This is a genomic window from Mesorhizobium sp. M0227 (genome assembly GCF_040321855.1).
GTDB lineage: Bacteria > Pseudomonadota > Alphaproteobacteria > Rhizobiales > Rhizobiaceae > Mesorhizobium.
Genome location: NZ_JAMYSJ010000003.1, coordinates 1 through 12,149, shown reverse-complemented (window position 1 = coordinate 12,149; position 12,149 = coordinate 1). Strand labels below are relative to the sequence as shown.

Sequence of the window (12,149 nt, the reverse complement as noted above, 5' to 3'; positions counted from 1 at the left end):
GGATGGCATTCGAAAAGAGCCACACGCATCCGGTGATGCGTGTGGTGATCGTCGGCGGTTCACATCCCCGTCAGATCGCTCATCAGCCCCGACGCCACCGACAGCCGCGACACGGTGATGTCGCCGCCCTCGGTCAGTGCCTGCAGCCGCTCGCGGATGCGCGCCACCCGCTCGCCGCCGGCGTCCAGCCAGGCAACCACCGGATCGGCCGTCTTGGCGTGGCCGGTGAGTGCCGCCACCGCGATGCCGCGCCGTGCCGCGCCGATCGTGTCGGTGGCGCGCGACAGCGCCAGTTGATCATAGTAGTCCGAAGGCGTGATCGAGCGTGCGGCGTCCTCGACACGCGGGATGCGGAAGGCATCGCTGACGGCGAAGAACGCCTTGGCCGCGGCGACGATATCGGCGCCGGCGGTGCGCGCCGTCAGCGCGATGTCGGGGATAAGTTCCGCCACCTCGCTGAGCGCCAGTTGCCCGGCCAGCCCTTCCGGCGCGCCGCTCTTGAACAGCCCGTGCCGCTTCTCCTCGATGCGCTCGCGCGAGAAAGCCGGCAGCAGCGAAACAAGCTTGGGTTCCAGCGCCTTGCGTGCGTCCTGCAGCGCGGCGATGCGCTGGCCAAGCGGTGCCGTGCCGGCATCGTTCTTCAGATACCAGCCGCTGGTCACGTAGATCAGCCGGCTAACCATCTGATAGAGATCGAGCTGCACCTGGCCGTCGATCTGGTTGTCGAGCGCGTCGATCTCGCGATAGAGCCCCGGCAGCGCAAAACCGTCGCGCACCACGGCGAAAGTGCGCACGACATCGGCGGCGGTGCGCCCCGTGGCTTCCTGCAGCCGGTTGACGAAGGATGGGCCGCCGCGATTGACCAGATCGTTGGCGACGACGCGCGTGATGATCTCGCGGCGCAGCCGGTGGCCATGGATCTCAGTGGCGTATTTCTTCGCCATCCGGTCCGGGAAGTAGCCCATCAGGTCGCGATCGAAATGCGCGTCATCAGGCACGTCGCTGGCGACGATGTCGGAAAACAGCACGATCTTGGCATAGGCGAGCAGCACGCCAAGTTCGGCCCTGGTCAGCGGTTCGCCACGTGCTTCGCGCTCGGCGAGCGCTGACGGCGACGGCAGCGTCTCCACAGCGCGGTCGAGCAGGCCACGCGCCTCCAGCGCCGTCATGAAACGGCTCTGATGCGCGATGTCGGCGAGGCCGCGCTTGCGGGCGATCGAAAGCGCCAGCGTCTGCTGGTAGTTGTTGGACAGCACCAGCGAGCCGACCTCGTCGGTCATCTCGGCCAGCAGCTTGTTGCGTGCCGGGCGCGTCAACGACCCCTTGCGCATGGCGGACGCCAGCGCGATCTTGATGTTGACCTCGACGTCGGAACAGTTGACGCCGCCCGAATTGTCGATGGCGTCGGAATTGCAGCGGCCGCCATTTAGGCCGAACTCGATGCGCGCCCGCTGCGTGACGCCGAGATTGGCGCCCTCGCCGATCACTTTGGCGCGCACGTCGAGCGCGGTGATGCGAATGGCATCGTTGGCGCGATCGCCGACTTCGGCATTGGTTTCGGTCGATGCCCGCAAATACGTGCCGATGCCGCCGAACCACAGGAGATCGACAGGGGCCTTGAGGATGGCGGTCATGATCTCGACCGGCGTGGCAATGGTCTTGGTCAGGCCGATCGCCGCCGCCGCCGCCGCCGGCAAGGTGATCGATTTCTGGTTGCGCGAGACGATGATGCCGCCTTCCGACAGTTTCGTCTTGTCATAGTCCTGCCAGCTCGAACGCGGCAGCGCGAACATGCGCTCGCGCTCGGCCATCGAGGCTGCCATATCGGGATCGGGGTCGATGAAGATGTCGCGATGGTCGAAGGCGGCGATCAGCCGGGTTTTCGGCGACAAAAGCATGCCGTTGCCGAACACGTCGCCCGACATGTCGCCGACCCCGACGACGGTGAAGGACGAGGTCTGGATATCGCGGTTGATCTCGCGGAAATGCCGCTTGACCGCTTCCCAGGCGCCCTTGGCGGTGATGCCCATCTTCTTGTGGTCGTAGCCGGCCGAGCCGCCGCTGGCGAAGGCGTCGTCGAGCCAGAAGCCGTGCTTCTCCGAGATCGCGTTGGCGGTGTCGGAGAAGGTCGCCGTGCCCTTGTCGGCGGCAACGACGAAATACGGATCGTCCGGGTCGCGTCTGATGACGCCGGCCGGCGGGATGACACCGTCGAGGCCGATATTGTCGGTGATCGACAGCAGGCTGGAGACGAAGTTCTTGTAGGCCGAGGTGCCGGCCGCAAAGATGGCGTCGCGGCCGGCGCTCATCGGCAGCTTCTTGGGATAGAAGCCGCCCTTGGCGCCGACCGGCACGATGACGGCATTCTTGACCTGCTGTGCCTTGACCAGGCCAAGCACCTCGGTGCGATAGTCCTGGGCGCGGTCCGACCAGCGCAGACCGCCGCGCGCCACCGGACCGAAGCGCAGATGCAGACCTTCGACCTCGGAACCGTAGACGAAGATCTCCCGCCACGGTCGCGGCGCCGGCAAGCCCTCGACCGCGTGCGAATCGAGCTTGATCGCCAGCGACTGGCCCTTTTCTTTCGTATCGGCAACGAAATGATTGGTGCGCAGCGAGGCTTCGATCAGATTGAGATAGCGCCGAATGATGGTGTCGTCGTCGATGTTGGGAACGTCTTCCAGCGCATCCTTGATCTTGGCCTTGAGGTGCTTTGCCGCCACCACGCCTTCTGTCTCGGCCGTTGGGCCAAGCCGGGCGATGAACAGCGCATGCAGGCCGCGCGCGATGTCGGGATAGCGGTTGAGCGCAGCGGCGATGAAATCCTGGCTTTGCGGAATGCCCACCTGTTGCAGATAGCGGCCATAGGCGCGCAGGATGGTGATCTCGCCAGACCACAGGCCGGCGGTCTGGGCGAGGCCGTTATAGCCGTCATTGTCGACGTCGCCGCGCCAGACGGAGAGGAATGCGTCCTCGAACAGCGCGCCGCCATCGGTCAGGTCGATCGGCTTGCCGTAGCTGTTCTCCAGTTCCATGTCATGAATGAAGACCAAGCTGGACTGGTCATCGCCGACCTCGAAGGTGCGTTCGCTGATGACGCGGAAGCCGATGTTTTCCAGCACCGGCACCCGGCGCGACAGCGCCACGGGACTGCCGTGGTGATAGATCTTCAGCGCCGCCTGGTGCGGCTTCTGCTCGGCGTGGCGATAATAGTCGATGGCGATCGGATTATCGGCGCTGATTTTGGCAATGCGCCGAGCATCGGCCAGCGCCACCGCCGCGCTAAACGAATCGCGGTAGCTTTCCGGCAGCCGCGCGGCGATCGCCTTCAAAGCCTGGTCGCCGCCACTGGCCTCGGCCGCATCGGAAAGGGCGTCCTCCCAGGTACGCACGATGTCGCGGATCGCCGCCTCAATCGTCGCTTGTTCGACCTTCGGCGTCTTGCCGCCGGAGCGGCCGATGATGAAGTGCACGCGCGCCAGCCCGCCCTCGGGGAAGGCCGGGTAATAGGCCGACAGCCGGCCTTCGAATACGGTTTTCAGATACGAGCCGATCTTCTCGCGCACGACGCTGTCGTAACGGTCGCGCGGCACGAAGACGAGGATCGAGACGAAACGGTCGAACTGGTCGGCGCGTACCAGCGCCCGCACGCGCGGCCGCTCGACCAGGCCAAGAATGGCTGCGGCGTGCTTCCTCAGCACCGGCACCGGCACCTGGAACAATTCGTCGCGCGGATAGCTTTCCAGAACATTGATCAGCGCCTTGCCGGAGTGATCGTGCCGGTCGAAGCCGGACTTGGCGATGATGGTTTCGGCCTTGGACCTGAGATACGGGATCTTCATCACCGAGCGCGTGTAGGCGGTCGAGGTGAACAGGCCGACGATGCGCAATTCGCCCGCGAGTGTGCCCTTGGCGGTGTAGGTCTTGACGCCGATATAGTCGAGATAGATGCGGCGGTGCACGGAAGACTTGGCATTGGCCTTGGTGACGATCAAGGGCTCCGGCCCATGCAGGAAGGCGCGGATCTCCGGCGTCGTCGTCACCGCTTCGGTGCCGCGCCTGAGCACCAGCACGTCGGGGTCGGACAGGATGCCGAGGCCAGGCTTTTCAGCGCGCTCCAGCGTGCCGCTTTCCTCGCCGCCGGTGTATTTGAACTCGCGCATGCCAAGGAAGGTGAAATTGTCGTCGCGCAGCCACTCCAGGAAGGCGAGGGCCTCGGCAACGCTCTTCTTGTCGAGCGGCACGGCCGTATAGCGGAATTCCGAGATCGCCTGATCGAGGCGGGCCAGCATCGGCCTCCAGTCGTGAACGGCGGCATGAACCTGGCCAAGGATCTTGCGCAGCCGCTCGCTCAATCCGCTCGCCTGCTCGGATGTCAGCCGCGGGATGTGGACATGGATGACGCTCAGCCGGTCGTGGCTGCCATCGTCCTTGGCGAAATTGCCGTCGCCGAGGATTTCTTCCACGCCGCCCTTGCCGTGGCGCACCACGATAACCGGATGAGTGACCAGGGTCGGTTCGCCCGATGTCTCGGTGATCTCGCCGAGGATGGAATCGAACAGGAACGGCATGTTGTCGTTGACGACTGTGACAACCGTCATCGGGCGGCCGTCTCGCACAACGCCCGAATCGGCATCGACGGCGACGACGCACTCGCCTTTCCTGTGAGTGGCGACTGCCTGGCCGGCGAGATCGGCGGCACGTTCCAGGTCGGCCACATCGTAGGGAGCAATGTCTTCAGCCGGCGCGCGGGCGAGCAGATAGTCCGCAAGCCTGGCTGGCATTTCCTCCGCTCTAATCGCTGCCGTGGCTTTTTTCTTCGGCTTGCTCGCGGATTTCACGCTGGCCATGACGCAATTCCCTCCCGTCAATGCTTTTACGACTATGGTAGCAGATGACCGCTGTTTGGCGACAAAGGTTTGACGGCTTGCCAAGAATTATCGGAATTTGGCGACAAGATGCCGCGCAACGAGGAGAAATGACCCATGACCGGCAAAATCACCGCGCTTGACCTTGGCCAGGCAGAGCTGAGCGACGCGACAAAAGCCTATTTCGCCAAATGCGAGGAGAAGCTCGGCCTCGTCCCCAACGTGCTCAAGGCCTACGCCTTCGACGACAAGAAGCTGCGCGCTTTCACCGACATGTACAACGATTTGATGCTGGGTGATTCCGGCCTCTCGAAGCTGGAGCGCGAGATGATCGCGGTCGTCGTCTCCTCGATCAATCATTGCTACTATTGCCTGACCGCGCATGGCGCGGCGGTACGTCAGCTGTCCGGCGACCCGGCGCTCGGCGAAATGATGGTGATGAATTCCCGCGCCGCCGATCTTTCGCCCAAGCAGACCGCAATGCTCGAATTCGCCGTCAAGCTGACGGAAGAACCGGCTAAGATCGTCGAGGCCGATCGGGCCACCCTTCGCAAGGCCGGCTTCACCGACCGTGACATCTGGGACATCGCCTCGACATCAGCCTTCTTCAACATGTCGAACCGGGTGGCTGCGGCAATCGATATGCGGCCGAACGACGAATACCACGCCATGGCACGGTGAGGCGCGGCAGCTGGGCCAGGTCGAGCGTTATATTAGCAGTTTCGCATTCTCGTTGCTTGTTTGCCGGTTTGGTCCGATGATCGGCAGGCGGCATGACCGCATGCCGGTTCGATGCCGCTCACCAAGGGAGGAGAACATGGCGAAGTATCTCTACGTCTATCATGGCTCGGGCAAGATGCCGACCGACGAGGCCGAGCGGAAAGCCGCAATGGACGCCTGGAACGGCTGGTACGGCAAGCTCGGCTCGGCCGTGGTCGACGGCGGCAATCCGGTCGGCATGTCGAAGATGGTGCTGCCCGGCGGCAAGGTCGAGAACAATGGCGGCAGCAATCCGACCGCGGGCTACACGATCGTCGAAGCGAAAGACATCGACGAAGCCGTCGCCAAGGCCAAGGATTGCCCGATCCTGATGGATCCGGGTTTCAGCGTCGAAATCGCGCCGATCATTGAAATGATGTGACGGGTTAGGACCGCGCCGCGATCGCGGCCGCCGCGCCGGCCATCGTCGTCGCGCTGACACGGTTGGCGATCTTCATGGCGCGCTTGCTTTTCAAAAGCTTGCGCGCCTGTGATGCAGCGAGCACCCAGGCGAGATCGATGGCGACCAGCACCACGGCCATGGTCGCCGTCAGCTCGACCCAGCCGACAATGCTGACCGAAGCGAGGTCGATGATGGTCGGCAGCAGCGCCAGGTAGAACATCATGATCTTGGGATTGCCGAGCGTCACCGCCATGCCGGCAAAGAACAGCTTTGCCGGAGAATCCTCGCGCGGCATCTCGCCCTCTTTCGCGTCGACAGGGGCGGTCCACATCTTCCAGGCGAGATAAGCGAGATAGGCAACGCCGACCCATTTCACCACGACGAAGGCGAAATGGAAGGTCTGCGCCACGACAGCCAGGCCGAACACCGCCAGCGACAGCCAGATGCCCTCGCCGATCCACATGGCGAGCAGGAACGGGAACACGTCGCGAAATCCTTTCGAGATGACGCGGGCGACAAGCGCCGCGATCGATGGCCCGGGCGAGCCCGCGGCAACGAACAGAGCGGCGGCGAAGATGAGCAGCGAGGTGAGGTGCATAACCGGGTCTCTGGTTGAAAACCTTCGATTTCGGATATTAGCGCAAGTGGCTCGGCTGCGGTAGCACCGACAAAAGACCCTTGTCGGTCCAGCATCTCGCGGCTAGAAAGGCCGCCGCGAAACAATTTCGAGCTTCACTTTGCCTACGTAACCGCCGGTCTCGCCAACTCCCCCGACACAAGCATGACACCGCGTTCGCGGTGTCTGTTTTCGTTTTCCATGTGTTCTTCTGGGCGGCGGTTCGAGACCGGTTTGGCACTGCTGAACCGCGTCGCGCGGCTTTTGCCCGTGACACCCGATTTCCAAAAACCGCAGCTTCTCGCCACGCCGTGCCCGCATGGGCATCTCGACATCGCCGGCCTGATGAACTTCCCGACGGGAAGGGCTTATCGGCATGTCTGGACCACTGCGTATCCATTGGACGATCGCACCCAAAACCCCACCTCGGCCGCTCATCAACTGCAATCGCTGCGGCACTGTGAAGGCCTATTGCAGCAGCGGGAAATTCCGCGTCAACGCCAATGGCAAACGCATCGACGTGTGGCTGATCTATCGCTGCATCGACTGCGACAACTCCTGGAATTTCGGCATTTTCGAGCGCTGCAACCGCCGCGACATCGACCCGGCGCTGCTGGCGGCACTCGAAAGCAACGATCCTGCACTCGCTCATCGTCATGCCTTCGATGTAATCGCGTTGCGCAACCGGATCGGGCGCGTCGAGGAGTTCTCCGATGTCAGCGTTCACAAGCGCAGGCTCGGCGACACCAGGGAAGCCGCGACCGTGTTGGAAATCCAGCTTGGGCTCGAAATGCCGACATCGCTGCGACTCGACCGGCTGCTCGCCGGCGAACTTGGCATCTCGCGATCACGGCTTCAGGCACTGGAGGAGAAGCGGCTGCTCATCGTTGACCCGGATGGAGCAAAGGCCCTGCGCAAGCCGGCCCGCGCGGGAATCGCGATCCGCATCGATCTGGCCGGCGAGACCGATCGGCAGGCCATCATCGCGGCTGCCGGTGAGTGAACGAAGAAGGGGCGGAACACTGGTTGCTCCGCCCCTCTCGATTGTTGGAAAATGTAGAGAGCTTACGCCGCGCCGACCGCCTTGGCCGACTTCTCGAAGCGCTTGCGCTCGTTCGGATCGAGATAGAGCTTGCGCAGACGGATCGTCTTCGGCGTCACCTCGACCAGCTCGTCGTCCTGGATCCAGGCCAGAGCCTTCTCCAGCGTCATGCGGATCGGCGGGGTCAGCTTGACCGCTTCGTCCTTGCCGGCGGCACGGATGTTGGTCAGCTTCTTGCCCTTGAGCACGTTCACTTCAAGATCATTGTCGCGGCTATGGATGCCGATGATCATGCCCTGATACACCTTGACGCCCGGATCGATGACCATCGGGCCGCGATCTTCCAGGTTCCACATGGCGTAGGCGACCGATTCGCCCTGTTCGTTGGAAATCAGCACGCCATTGGTGCGGCCCGGCAGCTCGCCCTTGTAGGGCTCATAGGCATGGAAAAGCCGGTTCATCACGGCGGTGCCGCGTGTGTCGGTCAACAGCTCCGACTGGTAGCCGATCAGGCCACGGGTCGGCGCGTGGAAGACGATGCGCTGACGGTTACCGCCGGATGGGCGCAGTTCGACCATCTCGGCCTTGCGCTCGGACATCTTCTGCACGACGACGCCGGCATGCTCCTCATCGACGTCGATGACGACTTCTTCGACCGGCTCCAGCAATTCGCCGTTCTCGCCCTTCTGCATGACGACGCGCGGACGCGACACGGCGATTTCAAAGCCCTCGCGGCGCATCGTCTCGATCAGCACGGCCAGCTGCAATTCGCCGCGGCCGGAGACGAAGAACGAATCCTTGTCGGGCGATTCCTCGATCTTCAGCGCGACATTGCCTTCGGCTTCGCGCAGCAGGCGGTCGCGGATGACGCGGCTGGTCACCTTGTCGCCTTCGGTGCCGGCCAGCGGACTGTCGTTGACCAGGAACGACATGGTCACGGTCGGCGGATCGATCGGCTGCGCATGCAGCGGTTCGCTCACGCTCAGGTCGCAGAACGTGTCGGCGACGGTGCCCTTCGACAGGCCGGCAATGGCGACGATGTCGCCCGCCTGCGCTTCTTCGATCGGCTGGCGCTCAAGGCCGCGGAAGGCCAGTATCTTCGAAATACGGCCGGTTTCGATCTGGGTGCCGTCATGGTGCAGCACCTTGACCGGCTGGTTGGCCTTCAGCGTGCCGCTCTCGATGCGGCCGGTGATGATGCGGCCGAGGAACGGATTGGCTTCCAGGATGGTACCGATCATGCGGAACGGGCCGGGATGAACGGTCGGCTCCGGCACATGCTTGATGACGAGGTCGAACAGCGGCGCCAGCTGCTGGTCTTTCGGTCCTTCCGGATTTTCCGAAACCCAGCCATCGCGGCCTGAACCGTACAGAATCGGGAAGTCGAGCTGCTCGTCGGTGGCGTCGAGCGCGGCGAAAAGGTCGAACACCTCGTTGACCACCTCGACATGACGGGCGTCCGGACGGTCGATCTTGTTGATGACGACGATCGGCTTCAGGCCGACCTTGAGCGCCTTGCCGACGACGAACTTGGTCTGCGGCATCGGCCCTTCGGCGGCATCGACCAGCACGATGGCTGAGTCCACCATCGACAGGATGCGTTCGACCTCGCCGCCAAAATCGGCGTGGCCGGGGGTGTCGACGATGTTGATGCGGGTATCCTTCCAGTCGACCGAAGTCGCCTTGGCCAGGATGGTGATGCCGCGTTCCTTTTCGAGGTCGTTGGAATCCATGGCGCGCTCGGCGACGCGCTGATTATCTCGGAAGGAGCCGGACTGCTTCAAAAGCTGGTCGACCAGGGTGGTCTTTCCATGGTCGACGTGCGCGATGATCGCGATATTACGGATTTTCATGTTCTGGTCTCGGAAGCGTTGCAGGCAGCAGGCCAAAGGCGCTGCCTCTTTCGGTTGCGCGGCTCATACAGGGTTTTTCGCAGTTGCGAAAGAGGAGGCGCGTCACCAAATACTCATCAAATCTTAAGCATCTGCGTGTGAGATGATTTTGTTAACCAAGGCGGGAACCCTTCGGGGCCCAGACAGTTCGAACGTCATGACCGATAAACTCAACCGATTTTGGCCGCTCATCGCGTCCGTTGCCTTCGCCGTCCTGCTGGCCGCCAACGCCGCGCAGTCGGCGGCGACGATGAAGGAATCACGGCCTGCCTTGCCGTCGGAGGCACAGTCGGCCGAGCAGATTTTCGCCGACGCACCAGACGGCGTCGACCCGATGGTGACCGGCCCGGTCAGCGCCGCTTTCAAGCAGCGGCAGGACACCGCCAACTGCGACAGCGCCATCTGGCCGAATATCCCCATGGTCTGCTACCCGGACTAGTCGGCGCTTCCCGCCCCGTCTTGCCAGCTTCGCTTTGCGAAGCCGCCGCGCCGACCCTCCCCACAAGGGGGAGGGGAAAGCGCGCTTATGCCGAGCGGACCGGGTCGAGCGTCACCTTGTAGAGTTCGTTGTCGTCGCGATCCATCAGCCGCACCGTCATCTGCTCGCTGGCGCCTGAGATATCGACCAGCCCGAAGAATTGCAGACCGGCCGAGGGCGGCAGGTTCTGTCCCTGTTCGGCGGTCGGCGCCTTGATGAACTTCAGCTCCGGACCGAACGTCATGTCGAAATCGTTGGGACCGAACGTGCCGGCATGGATCGGACCTGAGACGAATTCCCAGAACGGATTGAACTCCTGGAACTGCGCCTTGTCCGGGTTGTAATAATGCGCGGCCGTGTAATGCACGTCGGCGGTGAGCCAGACGGTGTTGCTGATGCCGGCATTCTTTATGAAGCGCAGCAGGTCGGCGATCTCGAGCTCGCGCCCTTTTGGCAAGCCATTGTCGCCATTGCTGACCGCCTCGGCGCCGACCTTCTTGGCGCCGTCGTCCCACACGATGAGGCCGAGCGGCATGTCGGCGGCGATGATTTTCCAGGTCGCCTTCGAATTCGCCAGTTCGCGCTTCAGCCATTTCGTCTGCTGTTCGCCGAGCATGCGCGATTGCGGCGTCATCTCATCCTGCATGTCGGGACCATTGGGGCCGCGATAGGAGCGCATGTCGAGGAAGAACACGTCGAGCAGCGGCCCATAAGCGATCTTGCGATAGACGCGGCCGGGCTCGGAAGGTTCGTAGCGGATCGTCGTCATCTCGTGGAAAGCCCGCGCCGCGCGGGCCGCCAGCACGTGGATGGATTTTTCCGTGTAGCGGTTGTCGGCGCTGAGATCCTTGGAATCCGACCAGTTGTTCAGCACTTCATGGTCGTCCCACTGGTAGAAAGTCGGGCAGATGGCGCTCAGGCCGAGCACGTTCCTGTCCATCATGTTGTATTTCCACTGGTCCCGGTATTCATCCAGCGTCTCGGCGACTTTGCGCTTGCCGTCGATCAGCACGACGTTCTTCCACTTGCCGCCGCCGGGCAGGTCGACCTCGTCCTTCATGGCGCCGTCGGCATAGATGGTGTCGCCCGAATGCAGGAAGAAGTCGGGCGTGTGCTTGCCGATCGTGGCGTAAGTCTTCATGCCGGTCTCGTCGATGCCCCAGCCCTGGCCGGCGGTGTCGCCGGACCAGGCAAAGCGGATGTCGCGCTTCGAGGCTGGCGCCGTCCTGAAACGGCCGGTGATCGGCTCCGAAACGGCGTTGATGTCGGCGAGATCGGCCGATGTCATGCGGTAGAAGATATCCTGATCGGAAGCGAGGTCGGTGAGCAGCCGCTTGACCGTGTAATCGCTGGCCGGCGACGTATCGAGCGGCGCCAGGCGTGTCGCATTGGCGAAATTCTCCGTTGACGACACTTCGAACATGACGCGCGACGGGCGATCGGTGCGCGTCCACACCATGCCGCTGGTTGCGTCGACATCGCCGGACTGGACGCCATGGGTGAAGGAAGGCCGCTGATTGGCGCGCGAATAGTAGGGCAGCGCCAGGCTGGAAACGCCGGCCAGGCCAACGGCGCCGGCGGAAGTGACGAAAGCGCGGCGGGTCATCGAAAGCTTGTTCACGGCTGTCTCCTGGATGGCTTGAACGGTGCCACCAAAATCCAGCGTCAATGTTTCAGGGACATCTCGAAATGATGAAGTTTTTCTGACGATCAACAGGGTGATCTCCCCCTCGAGGGGGAGATGGCCGGCAGGCCAGAGGGGGTCGGTCCGACCGGGCTCGGCCCTTTGTCGCAGACGCAGGAAGTCGGCGTTCCACGTGAGACGACCCCCTCTGTCGCCTTCGGCGACATCTCCCCCTTGAGGGCAGGGCTATCGCATATGGAATTCCTGAGATGTCTGCCCGGCACGGACCCCCACCCCTAACCCCTCCCCAAAAGGGGGAGGGAGACTTCCGTTGGCGCTGACCCAGGAGAATCGCCTGTCTTTTCGGCGCCAACAAGAATTAGGTAGTGTGCTGAGAGTTCTGCAAATTCGCTGAGAGAGGGCGGTCATGGCAGGCTGGTGATGTTCAACGTCACCGATTCCCGCGA

General features: G+C 63.0%; 8 protein-coding genes. 4 read left to right on the top strand and 4 right to left on the bottom strand.

The annotated features are described in order from the left end of the window. Positions 1-59: 59 nt before the first annotated feature. Positions 60-4,850 (bottom strand): NAD-glutamate dehydrogenase, encoded by a 4,791-nt coding sequence (locus tag NKJ00_RS05630; protein WP_352613025.1) that lies wholly within the window; start codon positions 4,848-4,850, stop codon positions 60-62. A gap of 135 nt (positions 4,851-4,985) precedes the next feature. Between NKJ00_RS05630 and NKJ00_RS05625 the strand changes: the two genes are divergently transcribed. Both NKJ00_RS05625 and NKJ00_RS05620 read left to right on the top strand, forming a co-directional pair. Further along, entirely contained in the window at positions 4,986-5,549 is a 564-nt protein-coding gene (locus NKJ00_RS05625; RefSeq protein WP_352441035.1) for a peroxidase-related enzyme, read from the top strand. 136 nt (positions 5,550-5,685) lie between these two features. After that, a complete protein-coding gene (locus NKJ00_RS05620; protein ID WP_023811729.1) occupies positions 5,686-6,009 on the top strand; it encodes a YciI family protein in 324 nt (107 codons plus the stop codon). A 4-nt stretch (positions 6,010-6,013) separates the two neighbouring features. On the opposite strand, the gene NKJ00_RS05615 is transcribed toward NKJ00_RS05620, so the two are convergent. Next, complete coding sequence (locus NKJ00_RS05615) at positions 6,014-6,628, bottom strand: LysE family translocator (protein ID WP_128304079.1); 615 nt, start codon at positions 6,626-6,628, stop codon at positions 6,014-6,016. 394 nt (positions 6,629-7,022) lie between these two features. Between NKJ00_RS05615 and NKJ00_RS05610 the strand changes: the two genes are divergently transcribed. Further along, entirely contained in the window at positions 7,023-7,649 is a 627-nt protein-coding gene (locus NKJ00_RS05610; protein ID WP_128304080.1) for a DUF1062 domain-containing protein, read from the top strand. Between the two features lie 62 nt (positions 7,650-7,711). Here the strand turns inward: NKJ00_RS05610 and typA are convergent, their stop codons facing one another. Further along, complete coding sequence (gene typA / locus NKJ00_RS05605; protein WP_352613027.1) at positions 7,712-9,541, bottom strand: translational GTPase TypA; 1,830 nt, start codon at positions 9,539-9,541, stop codon at positions 7,712-7,714. A gap of 196 nt (positions 9,542-9,737) precedes the next feature. Between typA and NKJ00_RS05600 the strand changes: the two genes are divergently transcribed. Further along, the gene (locus NKJ00_RS05600) at positions 9,738-10,019 is read left to right on the top strand and encodes a hypothetical protein (RefSeq protein ID WP_245486184.1); all 282 of its coding nucleotides are present in this window, start codon (positions 9,738-9,740) and stop codon (positions 10,017-10,019) included. Between the two features lie 85 nt (positions 10,020-10,104). Here the strand turns inward: NKJ00_RS05600 and NKJ00_RS05595 are convergent, their stop codons facing one another. Beyond that, a complete protein-coding gene (locus NKJ00_RS05595) occupies positions 10,105-11,664 on the bottom strand; it encodes an alkaline phosphatase D family protein (RefSeq protein WP_502895835.1) in 1,560 nt (519 codons plus the stop codon). Between the last annotated feature and the right edge of the window lie 485 nt (positions 11,665-12,149).